The sequence below is a fragment of the Saccharopolyspora antibiotica genome, assembly GCF_047200635.1.
In the GTDB taxonomy this organism is placed as follows: domain Bacteria; phylum Actinomycetota; class Actinomycetes; order Mycobacteriales; family Pseudonocardiaceae; genus Saccharopolyspora_C.
Genome location: NZ_JBJZOI010000010.1, coordinates 42,218 through 59,391, shown reverse-complemented (window position 1 = coordinate 59,391; position 17,174 = coordinate 42,218). Strand labels below are relative to the sequence as shown.

Sequence of the window (17,174 nt, the reverse complement as noted above, 5' to 3'; positions counted from 1 at the left end):
GGAGCAAGGGAACCTTTCTGTCACCGGTGGCAGAAAGGTTCCCTTCCTCGCATCACGCACCGCTTCACCCGGCACTTATTGAAAATGGGAGTCATTGTAAGGTTCTCGAGACGCGTTTCCGCCCGCGTCGCTCGCGGAGCAGGCGCGAGAGCCCGATGGAGAGCACATGGATCATCGAGAAGAGCACCGCGTCGGCGAGTACGTCGTGCGCCGGGCCCGCCCCGAGGACGTCGAGGGTGCCCGCAGGGTCATGCTCGACACCTTCTACAAGGAGTTCGGCCACGGCTACCACGCCCGCTGGCACGCCGACGTGGTCGACATCGAGGGCACCTACCTTGCGCAGCCGCGGCACGCCCTGTTCGTGGCGGTTCGCGACGAACAGGTGACCGCGACGACGGCGATCCGCCCGGGCGGCCCCCGGTGCCCTCCGCACCCCGAGTGGCTCGCGGCCCGCTACGGCGACGGGCGGACGGCGCAGTTTTTCCGCGTGTACGTGGACCGCGAGCACCGCAGGCACGGCCTCGCGAGCGCCCTGGTCTCGCTGGCGTGCGACTTCGTCTCGACCATCCCCGAGTACTCGACGATCTACCTGCACACGAACCCGGCCGTCGAGGGCGCGGCACCGTTCTGGCACAGCGCGGCCACGGAGATCTACGACGCGCGCGAGGACTCCCGGTACAGCCCGAGCGTCCACTTCGAGATCCCGATCCCGGGCCGGGATGACGCCACGAGCGCCGCCCTCGCGAGCGCCGACTACGCGGGGTGAAAAGATCGCGCGAAATCGAGCGAAGTGAGCTCCACCCGTTCCAGTGGTGACGAACTAGCGTTCGAGGGGTGAGCATGGATTCATGGTCACCTCGCCGAACGCCACCACCCGATACCTCCGGTTCGGACCGAACGGACTACGGCCGACCGATCCGGTCCGTCGCGGCCTCCAGCAGCGCGCGCGTCATCGGATGCTTCGGAGCGCGCAACACTTCCGCGACCGCTCCCTGCTCGACGACGCGCCCGTTCTCGACGATCGCGACCCGGTCTGCCAGGTCCGCCACCACGCCCAGGTCGTGCGTGATCAGGACCAGTGCGCACGCGGCATCGCCTTGGAGTTGTCGCAACAGCGCGAGCAGCCCGGCCTGGGTGATGGTGTCCAGGCCGGAGGTGATCTCGTCGCAGATGAGCAGCCGCGGTTCGGCGAGCAGCGCCCGCACGAGCGCGGCGCGTTGGAGCTCGCCCCCGGACAACGATTCGGGGCGGCGGTGAGTGATCTCCCGATCGAGCCCGACGCGCTCGAACCAGTCATCCGCCCGCAGAGCCGCCTGCCGCGCATCGAGCCCGCGAAGCCGGGTCGCGGTGCGGGCGACCTGTTCACGAACGGTCACGAACTCGTTGAACGAGGCCCGCGCGTCCTGGAAGACGTACTGCACGGCCGCGATCTGCTCCGCGCTCCGTCGCCGGAAGAGGCCCGGGAGCCGCACGCCGTCGAGCGCGATCGAACCGCTGCGCGGCGGGTGCAGGCCCGCGAGGCAGCGCGCGAGCGTCGTCTTCCCGCTACCGGAACGTCCTACGAGCGCGATGCGCTCCCGGGGTCGCACGTCGAGGGTGACCCCGTGCAGCGTCTCCGCGTTGCGCCCCCGGTGCCGGTGCCCCGCGACGAGCTGCCGCGCGGCGAGCAGCGCGGGCGCGGAATCGGTCGGCCCCGGGTCCGGCGGTGCGCTGCCGTCCGGCTGGGAGCCGACGAGCAACCGGGTGTACTCGTGCCGCGGCGTGCCGAACACCTCGTCCACCGGCCCCGATTCAACGACCGCTCCAGCCCTCATGACCAGCACGTGGTGCGCCAGTCTCCGCACCACGTCGAGGTCGTGGGTGAGCAGCAGCACCGCGATGCCCTGTTCCGCGAGTGCGCGCAGCTCGTCGACGATCTGCCCGCGGGTGAGCGCGTCCTGCCCGGTGGTCGGCTCGTCGGCGATGATCACGGCGGGGTCGCAGACGAGCGCTTGGGCGAGCACGATGCGCTGCTGCTGACCGCCGGAGAGCTGATGCGGGTACCGATCGAGCAGAGCTTCACCCTCGGGAATCCGTGCCCTGCGCAGCGCGGTCGAGACCGCGTCCCGCACCCGTGCCCGGCGCTCCGGACGCGGGGTCGGACCCAGGTGCCTGCGCGCGATCTCCCGCAGCACCGAACCGACCCGCCGGACCGGATTGAGGGCCGCGGCGGGGTGTTGCGGGATGTAGCCGATCGTGCCCGGTTCCGGCGGAACACCCGGGCTCACCCGCTGATCCGCGACGAGTACCGTGCCCTCGACCTCGGCCCCGTGCGGGTGCTCGCCGAGCAGGGCCAGTCCGGTCGTGGTCTTGCCGCTGCCCGACTCCCCCACCAGCGCGGTCACCGCACCGGCGGGCAGGGTGAACGAGACCCGGGCGACCAGTGTCTTCGCGGCGAGCGTGATGGTCAGATCACCGACGTCGACGACGTTCACGGGCGCACCTCTCGCCGCCGGCCGCGCAGCAGCTGGTCGAAGGCCAGGTTCACTCCCACCGACAGTGCCACGATCAGCAGTGCTGGCAGGACCACGGCCCAGGGCTGCAGGAACAGGCCGGTCCGGTTGCGCTCCACCATGGCCGCCCAGTCGCTGGCCTGAGGCGCGACGCCGACTCCGAGGAAGCTCGCGGACGCGATGAGGTAGACGGCTCCGGTGAACCGCGTGCCCAGATCGGCCATGAGGGGTCGCAGCATGGCCCTCGCCGCGTAGCCGAGTCCGATGCGGGCCCGGTGCTCCCCCTGCAGGCGCATCGCTTCGACGGCGGGGCGGGCGGAGAGCGCGAGCGCCGAGGCCCGCACCAACCTGATGACATCCGGGAGGTTGATCACCGTGACGATCAGGACGAGCACCCAGGTCACGTTCGGCGCAGCTGAGGCGAGCAGCAACAGCAGCAGCATCGACGGCACCGCCAGCAGGACGTCCAGCGGCCGCATCACCGCCTCGTCCACGAGCCGGTTCCGGCTCATCCCGGCCGCGAGACCGAGCGGCACGGCGAGCAGGTACGTGCAGGCAGTCGCGGCGACCGCGGCGAGCACGACCGAACGTCCACCGAGCAGCACCTCGTTCCACACGTCCCGGCCCACGAAGTCGGTGCCGAACACGTGTCCGGCACCGCTTCCGAAGGCGATGTCCTTGTCCCCATCCGCGGAAGCGAACATCGGCCCGAACAGCGCCAGCAGCACGGGCACCGCGATGAGCAGCCCGGGCAGCAGGAAACGTCTCAACGCGAGACCTCCGCAGCCGGGACGAGGATCTTCGCGGCGATGTCGGCGGCCAGGTTCACCAGGACGGTCACACCCGCGAGCAACACCGACAGCCCTTGGACGACGGGCAGGTCGCGCGCCGAGACCGCGTCGATCAGCGTGGTGCCGAGACCGGGGATCACGAACAGCGCTTCCACCACGATCACTCCGCCGATCAGCCAATCAGCGGTCCTCGCGAGCTGCTGCACGGCGGGCACGATCGCGTTGGGCAGTGCGTGCAGCAGCCGGACCCGGGCGGCGGAGAGCCCGTTGCGGCGGGCTTGGCGCACGTACCCCGAGTTCAGCGCGTCGATCATCCCGGCCCGAACGAGCCTGCTCAGCGAGCAGATCGGCCGGAGCAGCAGCACCAGCACCGGCAGCACCAGCACGGCGGGTCGGCTCAGCAGATCGCTGCCGCCGACAGCGGTCGGCGGCAGCCAGCCCAGTTGCACGGCGAAGGCGGTGACGAGCAGGATCGCCATCGCGAACTCGGGCACGGCGTACAGCCCGAGGGTCGCCGAGGTGATGGCGCGGTCGGTGAACCGGCCTTCGCGTTGCGCCGCGAGCAGCCCCAGCCCGAGCGAGACCGGAATGATGAGGGCCAAGGCCAGGGCCGCGAGCAGCAGCGTGGGCCCGACCGACGTTCCGATGATGTCCAGCACGGAACGCGGCCCCAGCAGGGACTGGCCGAAATCTCCCTGGCTGGCGTTGAGGATCCAGTCGCCGAGCCGCTGCCAGAGCGGGGCGTTGAGTCCGAGCTGCTCCCGCAACAGCTCGATCATCGCCGGATCCGGGTTGTCACCGGCGATGGTGACCGCCGCGTCCCCGGGCAGCGCCTCGGTCAACAGGAACACGAGGACCACGACGAGGAGGATTTGCACCATCCCGAGCAGGACGCGCCGGAGCACGTAACCGGACAGGCTCACCCGAGCCACACCTTGTCGAAGCGAGCCCAGTCCAGGGTGTTCGCCGGCGCGCGGTCATCGATCCCGCCGACCCTGTTGGAGGACGCCACGATCCAATCCGACACCCCCCACCAGAGGAATCCGCCCTCCTCGTAGAGCTGACGCTGCATCTCCCGGTAGACCTCGCCGCGTCGCGCTTCGTCCGATGTGGACTGCGCTCGCTGGTAGAGCGCATCGAATGCGGGGCGCTGCCACTTGGTGTTGTTCGTCGTCGAGTCCGACAGCAGCCGCTGCGAGATGTGCGATTCGATCGGCATCGCCCCGGAGCGGTAACTGACCAGGGAACCGCGCTGGCCGATGTCCGACCAGTACGTGTCCTTGTTCCCCAAGGTCACGTTGATCGTCACCCCGGCTTCACGGGCCTGGTCCGCGAAGGCCAGCGCGGCCTCGCGCAACCCCGGGGAGGCCTCGGAGGTGAGCAGCTCGACCGTGAGGTTCTCCGCCCCCGCGCGCCGCAGCAGCTCCTTTGCCCGCCCCAGGTCCTGCCGCCGTTGGGGCAGGGATTCGTCGTAGTACCGGTAGTGCTTGCCGAACAGGTCGTTGGCGACCTCGCCGGAGTCCTGCAGGACCGAGCGGACCAGCTCCTCGCGGTCGATCAGGTGGAAGAACGCCTGCCGGACCTCGACGCGGTCGAACGGAGGCCGGTCGACCTTCATCGCCAAGGCGTGGAAGTTGCTCAGCGGTAACCGGTGGATCTGCACTCGCCCGGCAGCCTCGTGGCTGCGCGCGGTCGTGGCGGTCAGGTCGTGCGCGTAATCCGCTTGATCGCCGAGCAGGGCGTTCACCCGGGCCGACTCGTCGTTGCTGACGAGGACCTCCAGCTCGTCGAGCAGCGGAGCACCTTCCCAGTAGTCGGGGTTGCGGGTGGCGAGGAAGCTGCGCCCCGGTTCGAACGAGGTGAACCGGAACGGGCCGGACCCGATGGGGCGGCTGAAGTCCTCCTCGCCTTCCGGAACGATGTAGGCGCCCAGGGTCGCCAGCGCATTCGGGAATTCGGCGTAGGGCCGCTTCAGCCGGAACTCGACGGTGCGGTCGTCGATGGCGCGGCTGCCCGCGAGGTCGATGACGGAGAGGCTGGCCTTGGCGCGACGGGTGCTGTCGGGCCGCACGATGCGCGCGTAGCTGGTGAGCACGTCGGCTGCGCGCACCGGGCGTCCATCGTGGAATGAGGCCTGGCGCAGCGGCACCCGCCAGGTCAGGAGATCGGCGCTCGACTCCCAGCGTTCGGCCAGCCTCGGTTGCGGAGACATGTCCGAGCCGTATTCGGCGAGCTTGTCGAACATGGCTTTCGCCCTGGCCACCTCGGCGTACAGGTCGGTCGTGTGCGGATCCAGCACCTCATCGGCCCCGCCGCCCGGGAACACGGCCCGCAACCGCCCGCCTGCCCGTGGTGGCCCCGCCCCCGCTCCGGGGCCGCCGGAAGCGCATCCCGATAGTCCCGTCCACGCGGCAGCGGCCGTCAACCCGAGGAAACCCCGCCTCGTCACGGAGCTCGCCGTCGCAGTCCTCTCCCACCCCATCCACCGCACCCCTCACCGCTCCCAGCAACTTCCAACCGGAAACGATAACTTTTTTCAAATAACCCGACAAGCGATCTCCCCGCACACCCGGCGGTGTTGGAAGGAAGGGAACCTTTCTGCCACTGGTGGCAGAAAGGTTCCCTTCCTCTCAGTGCCGGTCAGGGGTGGGGCGAGCGACGAGGTGGAGGCGGTCGCCTGCGAGCGAGGTGTTGAGGGGTGCGTCAGCGCTCCAGGGAGGGTCGGTGCGGGGACCCGGGTGGTCGAACAGGGCGAGGACCTCGAACCCGGCCTGCGCCAGGATCCGGTCGAGCTCCCGGGGGAACAGCAAGCGCCACGCGGAGCGCTGGGTGAGGACCTCCGGGCAACCGGGCCAGTCCCAGCTGCGCTCCCTGCGCAGCAGCTGCTCGGCGTGGTCGATCCACAGCCGGGTGCGCGACCGGTAGTCGACGCCCTGCCAGCTGACCGACCGCTCCCGGACTCCGTCGAGCAGTTCGGTGTTGCCGAGGAAGAAGGCACCGTTGCGCATCTCCGCGATGAGCAGCCCACCGGGCCGCACCAGCGCCCGGCAACGAGCCAGGAACCCGTCCAGCTCCGCATTGGTGTGGCAGTAGAGGAACGCGCTGTCCAAGCAGGTGATCACGTCGAAGTCGGTGCCGAGGTCGAGCTCGCGCATGTCCTGCACCACGAACCTCCCTTCCGGGCACCGTCGGCGCGCGTGCTCGATCATCGCGGTGGAGCTGTCGACGCCGGTCACGTCGCAGCCGTTGCGCACCCAGTGCGCGGCATCGCGCCCGGTGCCGCATCCCACGTCGAGCAGTCGCTTGCCCGTCCCGTACCGGTCGAGGAGGTCGAGGACGAACCGGGCGGCGAGATTTTCCGGGTCGGGGAACTGGTGCTCGTAGAGCTCGGGGTTGTCCGTCAGGAAGTTGGCGTCGTTGCGCACGCGGAAGCTCCTGGTGTCGTGGTGGGTTCGGGTCCGACGAGGCCGCGCCGCTGCAACTCGAAGACCGCGGCCGCGGAGGTGAGCCCGATCCCGAGGCACAGCGCGGAGGGCGCCCAGGGGGCGAGATCACCGATCCAGCCGATCGACGCGTTCCCCGCAGCGGCGGTGACTCCGGAAGCCAGGTAGAAGATCCCGAAGTAGGTGCCGGACAGCGAATCCGGGCCGAACGCGGGGATGAGTTCGTTGACGAAGGGCTGCGCCAGCATGAGCCCGGCGGTGAGCACGAACGTCGCCACCAGCACCGGACTCAGCCGGAGCAGCGTTCGGGCCGCGTCTTCAGGGGGCGCGGCCGGGGGCGCGATTCCGGCGAGGAGGGTGGCGAGGAACGCCATCCCCATCAAGCCCATCCCGACCGCGATGGACCGCCCTCGGGACCAGACCCGCTGGAAGTGCCGCGTGATCCGCACCTGCAGCAGCAGTCCGGCCGCCGTGGAGACGACGAACACGGCCGCGACGGAGCCCCCGGAACCGGTGAGGCGGGCAGCCTCCACCGGGAGCACCAGGTACAGCTGGTTCTGCAAGGTGAACATCCCGGCCAACGCCAGGGTGAACGCGAGGAAGCGCTTGTCGGCGAGCACGCCGCGCCACTGGCCGAGCACGCTGCCGCGCGCGGGTGGTACCGACCGGCGCGGCAGCACCACCACCTGCGCGGCGGTGAGCAGCGCGAAGACCAGCGCGGCGACGAACGCGGAGGTGGTGAAGCCGACCAGCACGAGTGCGCTGCCCAGCAGCGGTCCGATCAGGGCCCCGGTGTTGGCGAACACGGTGAACAGCGAGAAGGCCTCGGCTCGACGCTCCCCCGCCTCCTGCGCGAGGTAGGCGCGGACCGCGGGATTGAACAGCGCGCCGGCGAGTCCGCTGATACCGGAGGCGAGCAGCAGCACCGGCAGCGACGGACCGAGCGCGAACAGTCCGAACCCGACGGCCCGCAGGGCGCACCCAGCGATGATCACTCCGCGCGCCCCGAAACGGTCGGAGGCGGTGCCGCCGATGAGGAACAGTCCCTGCTGGCTCAGGTTGCGCACTCCCAGCACCACTCCGACCAGCGCGGCTGACATGCCCAGGTCGTGCCCGAGGTATCCGGCCAGGTACGGGATGAGCAGGTAGAAGCCGATGTTCACCCCGAGCTGGTTCACCAGCAGCACCCGCACCGCGAGCGGGAAGCCGCGGACGAGCCGCCAGGTGGTCACGGCGAGCCCCTGGGCCGCACGCCCAGCCCCGGCTCGCCGCTGAGCCGCAGCGCCCCACCGGTACCGCCGATGCCGTCCCACGGGTCCTCGGCGAGCAGCAGGTGCCCGTCGAGGTCGATCCAGCGGGCGCATCCGGCGAGGTGCACGGCGGGAGCGATGCCCAGCGAGCTCGCGACGAGGCAGCCCAGCATCACGTCCATCCCGGCGGAACGGGCCGCCTCCACGATCTCGAGCGCGGCACCGATCCCGCCGCACTTGGCGAGCTTCACGTTCACCCCGTGCACGGAGGAGCCGAGCGCGCGCACGTCGGCGACGGTCTGCGCGTCCTCGTCGGCGATCACCGGGATGGGGCTGAGGCGGGCGATGCGGCCGAGTTCGGCGGGCGAGCCGGGGGCGACGGGCTGTTCCACCGCCGAGATCCCGAGCGGCGCGAGCGCGTCGAGGTTCCGCAGCGCCTGCTCAGGCGCCCACGCTCCGTTCGGGTCGAGCAGCAGTTCCACATCGGGGGCGGCCTCCCGGATCGCGGCCACTCTGGCCCGCTCCTCGGGACCGTCGCCCAGCTTCACCTTGAGCACGGTGAAGCCGCTGCCGACGAGTTCCCGGGCCGTGCGCACGGCGTGCTCGGTGCCGGTGATCCCGATGGTGCGGGCGGTCGGCAGCTCACCGGTGGGTGGCAGGTCGAGCAGCGCGCGCACGGTGATGCCCCGCTGGCGGGCGGTCAGGTCGTGGGCGGCCGCGTCCAGCGCGCAGCGCACCCCGGGGGCGAGGCCGGGCCAGTGCCGGACTGCGGTGACGAGCGCGCCGGGATCCACCGCCTCCGCGACGAGCGGGCGCACCCCGTCGAGCTGCGCGACGATCTCCGGCACGTCGAGGTCGTAGTAGACGCTGGTGACTGCCTCGCCGTGCCCGGTGCTGCCGTCGTGGTCCAGCTCGATCCACACGGCGTCCCGTTCGTGCATGACCGATCGGGAGATCCGGAATGGTTCCCGCAGCCGCAGCGTCCCGGTCTGCCAGGTGAGCCTCACGCGGGCACCTCCCAGGCGCGGGCGGGGTCGCGGACGCGCGCGCAGCGCGCCCAACCCCGCACCTCAGTGCCCGCCGGATCGTCGATCTCCGTCGGCCTGGTCGCGGGCTCCGCGTCGAACAGGCCGTGCTCGCGGCAGAACTCGTCGTCGAAGATCGTGTCCAGGTAGCGGTGCGGTCCGTCGGGAAAGACGGTGACCACTCGGGACCCGGGTTCGCGGCGAGCCGCCCACGCCGACACCCGGGCGACCGCTCCGGTGCTCCAGCCACCGCTGACGAACGAGTGCGCGGCGAGCCTGCGGCAGGAGTCCACCGCTTCCACCGGCCCCACCCAGTGCACCTCGTCGAACTCCGGGTAGGCGACGTTGCGCGGGAAGATGCTGCTGCCGAGCCCGCGCATCAGCCTGCGCCGAGCGGGCTGGCCGAAGATCGTCGAACCGACGGTGTCCACCCCGATCAGGCGCAGCCGTGGCCAGTGCCGGCGCAGCGCGCGGACCGCTCCCGCGCTGTGCCCGCCGGAACCGACGCTGCACACCAGGACGTCGGCCGCGCCGAGCTGGGCGACGAGCTCGTCGGCCAGCCGCTCGTAGCCCGCCGGGTTGTCGGGGTTGTTGTACTGGTCGGGCCAGTAGGCACCCGGCAGCTCCGCGCACAGCTCGTGCACCCGGTCGAGCCTCGCCTGTTGCCAGCCGCCGACGGGGTGCGGATGTTCGACGACCTCGGTGCGCACGCCGTGCGCGCGCAGCAGCGACCGCATGCTGCGTTCCAGCTCGCGGTCGACGACGAGGACCACCGGGTGTCCCAGCGCCTGCCCGGCGAAGGCGAGGCCCACACCGAGGGTGCCGCTGGTCGACTCCACCACCGGGTCGCCGGGCCGGAGGTCGCCGCGTTCGCGGGCTCCGCGCAGCATCGACACGGCGGCGCGCGCCTTCATCCCCCCGGCACCGAGGCATTCCAGCTTCGCCCAGAAGCCCGGGTGCTCGCCCGGGAGCGGGGTGCTGATCCGGGTGACCGGGGTGTCCCGCAGCAGCGACAGCAGATCGGGGTTGGCCGGGCTGGTGCTCACGTCGATCAACGAAGATCCTTCCCCGGTTTCTGCGGGTAGCGGTAGATCGAGCTGGGACCGCCGTCGAGCCAGAAGAACGGGTACGGCTCGGCGGAGATCGCGGTCACCCCGGAGCCGAGGAACCACGGCAGGATCCCGCTCGCGGTCTGGGCGAACAGGACCAGCGGGATGCCGGTGTCCCTGGCCCGGCCGAGCAACGGGTCGAAGGTGCCGTTGCCCGCGACCATCCCAGACGCCAGAACCGCATCACATCCGTCCACTTCGGACATCGCGTCCCGCGCGATCGGTTCACCCCACTCGGTCGTGCCGCCCTTGAGGTCGCACGCGACGTAGTTCACCCCGCGGTGGCGCAGCCGCTCCAGCAACGAATTCACCACGCCGATCACCAGCACCCGGCCGACGTGCGTCGGCAGCAGGTCGACGACCTGCTGGGCGCGCTGCACGGACTTGTTCAGGGAGCTGCCGCGCCGCAGGCGCACTTCCTCGCCGTGCTCGTGGTGCGGGTGCCGCCACATCAGGTAGGCGTCCAGCGCCGCGATCCGCACCGCAGGTTCCGGGTGCCGCAGCAGCGCGCGCACCGGGCTGCCGACGCAGTCCACGACGAGCTCATCGGTGAGGAGGCCCGGCTCGACCGCGCAGGAGCCGACGGCGTCCTCCACGCGGAGGCTCAGCACGTGGTTGCGGTAGGAGCGCCCCCGGCCGGCGTGCCGGGCGCCCTGCTGCGTGAGGAATCCGACGCTCACCTCCGCCTCGCCGACCTCGTCACCAGCCAGGCCGTCCGCCACCTCCGCCGCGAAGCGGTCGAGTGACAGGGAGGTTCCCCTCATGCCCCCACCAGATCCTCGGTGTAGACGACGCGCAGCGAGGCGATCGCCTCCTCCGCCCGGCTCCGCGCCGCACCAGGCCGCCGATCGGTCGTCATCACGTGGCCGAGGTAGTGGTTGTTGCTGCTGGCCGCGCCCGCAACGTGACCGGGCTCCTTGAAGACCCCGTCCACCACGCCGTCTGCCGCGAGGCTCTCCTCCGCCCCGTCGATGCGGGCGATGGGGCCGGTCCGCGGTGGGAGCAGGAAGGAGATCGCGGCACTGCCCACACCGGAGGCGGTCGTCGCCAACCGGGGCGCCTCCCCCGCGGCGAGCTGCGCGTGCACGGCGGGCAGGTCGACACCGGTGACGCGGCGGATCAGTTCGGTGATCTGGTTGCCCGCCGGACGCGGGTTGACCTCGACGAGGCGCGGCCCGGCGGGGGTCAGCTTGATCTCGGTGTGGGTGACGGTGTCGTCGAGCCCCAGCGCCTCGATCGCGGAGACGGCGACGGCGCTGACCGCCCGCTCGGTCGCCTCGTCGAGCGCGGCGGGGAACATGTGCCCGGTTTCGACGAACCAGGGGTCGCCGCCGAGGCTCTTGTCCGTCACTCCGACGACGGTGGTGCTGCCGCGCGAGGTCACGGCCTCCACGCTCACCTCAGGTCCGGTCAGCAGCTCTTCGAGCAGGACGGTGGTGCTGCGCCGCTGGCCGCGCGCGTTCACCGGGAAGCCCGCCAGGTCGCGCATCGCCTCGCCCAGCTCCGCGTCGCTGGTGATCGTGCGCACGAACATGCCCGCGCACAGGTCGACCGGCTTGATCACCAGCGGGTAACCCAGCGCGGCGGCGGCTTCACGCAGCCCGGAGGTGCTCTCCGCCAGAGCGAACGCGGGACCGGGCACGCCCGCCTCGCGAAGGACCAACCGGCTCCGCCCCTTGTCGCAGGCGTTGCGGACCGCTTCCGGCGGGGAGCCGGGCACACCGAGGTGTTCGGCGAGGTGCGCGACGGCGCCCAGGTAGTAGTCGCAGGAGGTCAGCACCCCGTCGAACCCGAGCACCGGTTGCAGGCGCGCCACGTGCTCCACCAGGGACGGGACGTCGTTGGTCTCGGCGGTCAGGACGTTCTCGGCACCGAGCAGCGGGTGCGGCTCCGGCCTTCGCCACGCGCGCAGGTAGTGGTGCACGTCCCGGGTCAGGAAGGTGAAGCGGTGACCCCCGTCCCGGATCCCGCGAGGCAACAACGTGCTCATCGCCCCGACCCAGCTCTCCACCATCAACAGGTGACCCACTCCGACTCCTCCGCACGGTTGCCATTAGCGCGCGGTAACGATAATCATGTTCAAATTTGGTTGGCAAACCCCATTCGGGTAGCACTTTCAGTCACTCACCGTGTCCGGTTCACGTCGCCGCAGCCTCACCTGGTGTTCGCGCCCCTGCTCTCCGCACCACGCCTGCCGAACCACGGCGCGGAGCACTGCTGGTCAACCCCGGCGGCACCACCCTCGACTGCGCCGCGAGCAAACGGGCAAAACTACCCGCAGCCCCGCGGGAGCCCTCCTCGACGACCCCCTCCCCCACCCCACCCATCCTGAAGAACGAGAGGAAGGGAACCTTCACGCCACGGGCGACAGAAAGGTTCCCTTCCTCACGCGCTCGACGCGACAAGAGCCGGGTTCGTCCTCTGCCATCACGCACCCCAGACCTCTGGCCGCCTCGAGATCGCGGCCATGGCCGTGCTGCCCTGATTGACCAGCCGAGCCAATCGATACCCCCCAGAATCGGACGACGACAGCACGAGGAAGGGAACGTTCCAGTCATGCGTGGCTGGAACGCTCCCTTCCTCTCTTCGACGGGCGCTGGATGGCCCCGGCCGACACACCGGCGAATGACGACACCTGCATTTCGTTGCTCATCACTGATAGTCAAAGCATGTCATCGACGGTCATCGTCCCCGCCCTCGTGCAATCACTTCCCCGACGGGTTTTCCACGTCACCGAGCTGGAGAGGATGGGGGTGTCACAATCAACCAGCTACCGACGCGCACGAGCAGATGGTCCGTGGACTCGGCTCCTGCCGGGAATCATCCTCGCCGCACCAGGGCTCCCGAACACAGATGATCTGATCACAGCAGCCCTGCTGCGCGCCGGTCCCACAGCCATGATCACAGGCATGCACGGTGCACGCCTGCACGGCCTTACCACCGCGGACGACAGTGCTCCGATTCATGTCTTGATCCCGCACGGCAAGCGGATCCAGGGAAGCGAACGGATCAAGTTCGAGCGCACTACTCGCCTGCCCGAGGCGGTCACCGAAGACGGGATTCCGCTGGCTCCGCCCACTAGGGCGGTCATGGACGCAGCCCGCACGTGGCAGCCGCGGGAAACAATCGCAGCCTTGTTGATCGAGGCGATGCAGCGCGTGCCCGGCTGCACCGCCAAGGCGCTCGTGCGGGAAATGGACCGAGGTAACCGCCGTGGTACCGGGCTACCCAGAGAGATCTTGGCCGCCATGACGGCCGACGTGAGATCCGCTGCTGAGCTCCACGCGCTCGAGTTGATCAAAAACTCGGATCTGCCGGACCCGGCGTGGAACATCCCGGTGTTCAGCTCGCGCGGGGAGTACATCGGTCTTCCCGATGCGTGGTTCGACGACGTGGGACTCGCCGTGGAGTTCGATTCAGTCGCCTTCCACTTCTCCAAAGCGGATTACGCCGCGACGATCAAGCGGAACACCCGCTACGCCGTGCACGGGATTTCGGTGCTGCAGATCCTCCCGAGCGACTTGCTCAACAATCCAGATCAGGTCATCACCAGCATCCGCCGAGCACTGCGAGCAGCTGCGCTACGTCCTCGTCCCGACGTCGAAGCCCAGATCGAGTCCGCGAACGAGTAACGGAAAAATCGAGAAATGAACAGCCCCCTGGACCGGATGCGGACGCCATGCTCGTGCCTTCCGGCGCTCAAACCCGCCCGGGAATCTGGACCCGCAATCTTCACCTCGCCCATACCAGGGGCTTATCAGGAAGGGAACCTTCCTGTCACACGGGACAGGAAAGTTCCCTTCCTCATCTTGATCAGCCGAGGGGGATGGGGGCCGGGTTGACGGATTCAGAATTTCCGGCGGCGTCAACCGGGCCGGCGGAAAGGGGGCGCGCCCGCGGGTACCACGCCTTCGCCACCGCCCAGGACGCGTCGATGAGCGCAGAGGAGTGCGAGAACGAGTACGGGGACAACCCGAGTGTGGAAGGCGCGGGGAGCACGTAGAGCTCGCAACGCGTTGAGTTCAGCTGCATGTCGAGGCGCGCGGTGGCGAGCATCGCGGCTCCCAGCGCAGCGCCGTTGACGCCACTCACCGACCGCGGCGGCATTTTGGGCGCGGGCAACGTCGCAACGGCTCCGACGCCGCGCTTGGGGCGTTCGAACGTGAACGGCTCGGCGCCCCCGCACGGGAGCACGAACACCCGCTCCGCCCCCTGCGCCACGGCCCGACTGATCGGCATGAACGCCACCGCACCACCATCGACGAGCCACCGTCCGCTGACCTCGACCGGTGGGAACAACCCGGGGATCGAGCAAGAGGCCACCAGTGGCGGGAGCACCGGACCGTGATCGAAGTAGACGGCGGCTCCCGTGTCGACGTCGGTCGCGGTCACCGTGAGGTCGACCTCGGCCTGCTCGAACGTGCGGTAAGGCAGCGTGTTGAAGAGCCATCTCGCGAGTCCACCGCTGCTCATCAAGTGGTTGGTGATGCCGAGCTTCCCGGCGAGGATCCGCGTCGGCTGGATGGGGAACACATCGGATCGCCGCATGGAGCGCCACAGCTCCCGCAGCTTCGTCATGCCTCGAACCGAAGGATCTCCCGCGATCCAAGCTGCGTTCAACGATCCGGCAGAGGTTCCCACCAGCAGATCGGGTTCAACGCCGGCTTCCGCCAGCGCACTGGCGAGACCGGCCTGGACGGATCCGAAGGTCGATCCGCCAGGCAGCACCCAAGCAGTCCGCATGAGCGTCGTCCTCTCTGCTCGTACCTGCAGCCGAGGCTAGCCCGACGTTCGACGTGCGCGCCTCAGCTGTCGCCCGGGTCACCTCGCCGACGGAGCCGCTTCACCTGGCCACGGTGTTTCTTGGTGGTGAGCCGACGTCGGCGGGATCCCGCGGTGGGCTTGGTCCGGCGCCGGGCTGGCGGTTCAGGCGCGACCGCGTCGGCGAGCAGCGCGGCGAGGCGTTCTCTGGCTGCGTGCCTGTTGAGCAGCTGACTGCGGTGTTCCGACGCGACGATCGTGATGGTGCCGTTGCTGATCCGCGTTCCCAATCTTTCGAACGCGCGCTGCCGCATCCGCTCCGACAGGGTCGAATGCTCCAAGTCGAAGGTGAGCTCGACACGGGAGTCCGAGGTGTTGACGTGCTGCCCACCGGGTCCGGATGAGCGCGAGAACCGTTCGGACAGCTCGACGGCGGCGATGGTCCAGGTGGCGGTGACGCGAAGATCTTCGGGCACGCCTACCAGGATGGCCGCTGGCCGCGCCTGACGCTGCGGTTCAGGCGAGTCGAAGCCAGTTCGCCGAGTCACAGGTTCGCCGCGACGCGCGCACGGACGCAGCCAGGCCATGCAGCGCCTCGACGGTGTCGTGCGAGGCCAGGCAGGCGACGGTGATGCTCTCCGAATTTCTGCGCAGTCGATGCACCCACGTCCTGCCTGCCCGGGACGAGGAAGCTCTTCCCATCAGGACGCGGACGAACTCCGCTCCGCTCGCGATCTGAGCCGCCACCGCAGTTGCCACAACGGTTTTGCCCGGTGTGGTCCTTGCTAGCACTCGCTGGAGCGTCCGACGCCACCCGCTGATCTTCTTAATTACCGCCGCACGGAGTGGCTACGAGCAAGGGAACCTTTCTGTCACGGGTGGCAGAGAGGTTCCCTTGCTCGAATCCCGCCCCGCGTCAGGGGGTGCTGCGCCAGTGGGTGACCCCGCCGGGGATCGGTGCGTCGGGGTCGTAGGGGGTGCGGGTGAAGATGAAGGTGTTGAGGTCGAGGTGAGTGACGGTGCCCTCGGCCGAGCGGCCGAAACGGAGTTGCTCCCCTGCGTAGTAGCCGTCCAGGCCGGTCCACGTCCCACCGTCGTTGCGGCGGAAGCGGGAAGCACGCCCGCGCCCCTGCCACGGCACCAGGTCGAGCAGACCATCCGGGAGGATCCGCAGCACGTACGGCGAAGGCCCCCAGTACCACTGGCCGGTGAGTTCGAGCAGCGCAGGATCGACCTCCGGGCCGGGAACCCACGTGTCCGGAATTCGCGGCTCGTGCGCCTCCAGCAGATCGAGCAGGTCGGTGATGAGTGCCGACGAGACGCCTGCGGTGGCGTTGGCCATGAAGACGACGCCGGTCGTGTCCGCGGGGTCCGCCATCACGGTGGCGAGGAAGCCCGGCATCGACCCGGAGTGCCCGGCGAGCCTGCGTCCCTGGTGCCTGATCAGCTGCAATCCGAGTCCGAATCCGACGCGCCATGCGTCGCCATCGTCCACGGCCCCAGGCGCGCGCATCTCCGCCACCGTGTCCGGATGCAGCACTTCGGCCGTGTCCCCGGCGACGAACCGCGCCCAGCGGAGCATGTCGTCCAAGGTCGACCACAGCTGCCCCGCCGGGGCCATGGCGCCGCCGTCCTCCGCGGGTTCCGACAGCAGCACGTCCGCCCACGGGTGCACGGCCCAGCCCTGGGCGTGCGGGCTCTCGGGCCCGAACGTCGTCCTGCTGAGGCCGAGCGGGAGCAGCACCTCCTGCTCCAGGGCCTCGTACCAGGAGTGCCCGCGCAGCCGACCGACCAGCTCTCCCAAGATTCCGAATCCGGTGTTGGAGTAGTGGAAACCGTGCCGCGGGCGAGGCCGGATCGCGTCCTGGTCGACCCCTGCCACCAGGTCGTCGGCCGAGCCGCCTGGCGTGCGTTCCCACCACTCCCCCACGGGTTCCGCGCTGAGGCCGCTGGTGTGGGAGAGCAGGCGAGCGATGCTGCGATCTCCGATGGCCGTGCCCGGCACGTGCTGGTCGAGCTTGTCCTCCAGGTTGAGACGACCTTCGTCGCGCAGACGCAGCACCAGGGTGGCGACGAAGGACTTCGTGATGGACCCGACGCGGTACTGGGTGTCCGAGGTCGGCGGCCGTCCCGAGACGAGCCCTCTGCTGCCGGTCCAGATGGGATGGCCGTCGCGGACGATACCCGCGGTCATCGAGGGCACGCGGCTGTGACTCTGCTCGATGGCCAGCCGTCTGAGCAGCGCCCGTTCCGTGGAAGGCAGCAAGGTCGTCATGCGTCTCATGCTGTCACGGGGGTCGTTG

The 17,174-nt window shown here is 69.9% G+C and carries 15 protein-coding genes; 2 read left to right on the top strand and 13 right to left on the bottom strand.

Features of this window, described 5'->3' with window-relative positions; all coding sequences use genetic code 11:
- Window positions 1-166: 166 nt before the first annotated feature.
- Window positions 167-766 (top strand): GNAT family N-acetyltransferase, encoded by a 600-nt coding sequence (locus ACL03H_RS10220; protein ID WP_412810906.1) that lies wholly within the window; start codon window positions 167-169, stop codon window positions 764-766.
- Window positions 767-902: 136 nt separating this feature from the next.
- Here ACL03H_RS10220 and ACL03H_RS10215 read toward each other — a convergent pair whose 3' ends face one another.
- From ACL03H_RS10215 to ACL03H_RS10170, 10 genes are all read right to left on the bottom strand, one after another.
- A complete protein-coding gene (locus ACL03H_RS10215; protein ID WP_412810905.1) occupies window positions 903-2,474 on the bottom strand; it encodes an ABC transporter ATP-binding protein in 1,572 nt (523 codons plus the stop codon).
- Window positions 2,471-3,262 (bottom strand): ABC transporter permease, encoded by a 792-nt coding sequence (locus tag ACL03H_RS10210; protein WP_412810904.1) that lies wholly within the window; start codon window positions 3,260-3,262, stop codon window positions 2,471-2,473. Before ACL03H_RS10210 ends, ACL03H_RS10215 begins: the two co-directional genes overlap by 4 nt.
- On the bottom strand, window positions 3,259-4,206 hold the full coding sequence (locus tag ACL03H_RS10205) for an ABC transporter permease (protein WP_412810903.1): 948 nt from the start codon (window positions 4,204-4,206) through the stop codon (window positions 3,259-3,261). Before ACL03H_RS10205 ends, ACL03H_RS10210 begins: the two co-directional genes overlap by 4 nt.
- Entirely contained in the window at window positions 4,203-5,609 is a 1,407-nt protein-coding gene (locus ACL03H_RS10200; protein WP_412811039.1) for an ABC transporter substrate-binding protein, read from the bottom strand. The genes ACL03H_RS10205 and ACL03H_RS10200 overlap by 4 nt, the downstream gene beginning before the upstream one ends.
- A gap of 304 nt (window positions 5,610-5,913) precedes the next feature.
- Window positions 5,914-6,708: a class I SAM-dependent methyltransferase gene (locus tag ACL03H_RS10195; protein WP_412810902.1), complete on the bottom strand. Its 795-nt coding sequence runs from the start codon at window positions 6,706-6,708 to the stop codon at window positions 5,914-5,916.
- A complete protein-coding gene (locus tag ACL03H_RS10190; RefSeq protein ID WP_412810901.1) occupies window positions 6,684-7,958 on the bottom strand; it encodes an MFS transporter in 1,275 nt (424 codons plus the stop codon). Before ACL03H_RS10190 ends, ACL03H_RS10195 begins: the two co-directional genes overlap by 25 nt.
- Complete coding sequence (locus ACL03H_RS10185) at window positions 7,955-8,983, bottom strand: dipeptide epimerase (protein ID WP_412810900.1); 1,029 nt, start codon at window positions 8,981-8,983, stop codon at window positions 7,955-7,957. Before ACL03H_RS10185 ends, ACL03H_RS10190 begins: the two co-directional genes overlap by 4 nt.
- Window positions 8,980-10,056, bottom strand: coding sequence for a PLP-dependent cysteine synthase family protein (locus ACL03H_RS10180; protein WP_412810899.1), 1,077 nt, complete (start codon window positions 10,054-10,056; stop codon window positions 8,980-8,982). Before ACL03H_RS10180 ends, ACL03H_RS10185 begins: the two co-directional genes overlap by 4 nt.
- The gene (locus tag ACL03H_RS10175; RefSeq protein ID WP_412810898.1) at window positions 10,053-10,874 is read right to left on the bottom strand and encodes a Rossmann-like domain-containing protein; all 822 of its coding nucleotides are present in this window, start codon (window positions 10,872-10,874) and stop codon (window positions 10,053-10,055) included. The genes ACL03H_RS10180 and ACL03H_RS10175 overlap by 4 nt, the downstream gene beginning before the upstream one ends.
- On the bottom strand, window positions 10,871-12,139 hold the full coding sequence (locus ACL03H_RS10170; protein ID WP_412810897.1) for an ATP-grasp domain-containing protein: 1,269 nt from the start codon (window positions 12,137-12,139) through the stop codon (window positions 10,871-10,873). The genes ACL03H_RS10175 and ACL03H_RS10170 overlap by 4 nt, the downstream gene beginning before the upstream one ends.
- A gap of 640 nt (window positions 12,140-12,779) precedes the next feature.
- On the opposite strand from ACL03H_RS10170, the gene ACL03H_RS10165 reads away from it, so the two are divergent.
- Window positions 12,780-13,742 (top strand): hypothetical protein, encoded by a 963-nt coding sequence (locus ACL03H_RS10165; RefSeq protein ID WP_412810896.1) that lies wholly within the window; start codon window positions 12,780-12,782, stop codon window positions 13,740-13,742.
- Window positions 13,743-13,923: 181 nt separating this feature from the next.
- Here ACL03H_RS10165 and ACL03H_RS10160 read toward each other — a convergent pair whose 3' ends face one another.
- The 3 genes from ACL03H_RS10160 to ACL03H_RS10150 all read right to left on the bottom strand — a co-directional run bounded on the left by ACL03H_RS10160 (window position 13,924) and on the right by ACL03H_RS10150 (window position 17,146).
- Window positions 13,924-14,853 (bottom strand): patatin-like phospholipase family protein, encoded by a 930-nt coding sequence (locus ACL03H_RS10160; RefSeq protein WP_412810895.1) that lies wholly within the window; start codon window positions 14,851-14,853, stop codon window positions 13,924-13,926.
- 62 nt (window positions 14,854-14,915) lie between these two features.
- The gene (arfB, locus tag ACL03H_RS10155) at window positions 14,916-15,347 is read right to left on the bottom strand and encodes an alternative ribosome rescue aminoacyl-tRNA hydrolase ArfB (RefSeq protein WP_412810894.1); all 432 of its coding nucleotides are present in this window, start codon (window positions 15,345-15,347) and stop codon (window positions 14,916-14,918) included.
- A 440-nt stretch (window positions 15,348-15,787) separates the two neighbouring features.
- On the bottom strand, window positions 15,788-17,146 hold the full coding sequence (locus tag ACL03H_RS10150; RefSeq protein WP_412810893.1) for a serine hydrolase domain-containing protein: 1,359 nt from the start codon (window positions 17,144-17,146) through the stop codon (window positions 15,788-15,790).
- Window positions 17,147-17,174 lie beyond the last annotated feature (28 nt).

Bases quoted from the DNA above. Each gene is read 5' to 3' on its own strand.
- ACL03H_RS10220 (WP_412810906.1), top strand. From the start codon at position 167: ATGGATCATCGAGAAGAGCACCGCGTCGGCGAGTACGTCGTGCGCCGG.
- ACL03H_RS10175 (WP_412810898.1), bottom strand. From the start codon at position 10,874: ATGAGGGGAACCTCCCTGTCACTCGACCGCTTCGCGGCGGAGGTGGCG.
- ACL03H_RS10165 (WP_412810896.1), top strand. From the start codon at position 12,780: ATGTCATCGACGGTCATCGTCCCCGCCCTCGTGCAATCACTTCCCCGA.
- ACL03H_RS10160 (WP_412810895.1), bottom strand. From the start codon at position 14,853: ATGCGGACTGCTTGGGTGCTGCCTGGCGGATCGACCTTCGGATCCGTC.
- ACL03H_RS10150 (WP_412810893.1), bottom strand. From the start codon at position 17,146: ATGACGACCTTGCTGCCTTCCACGGAACGGGCGCTGCTCAGACGGCTG.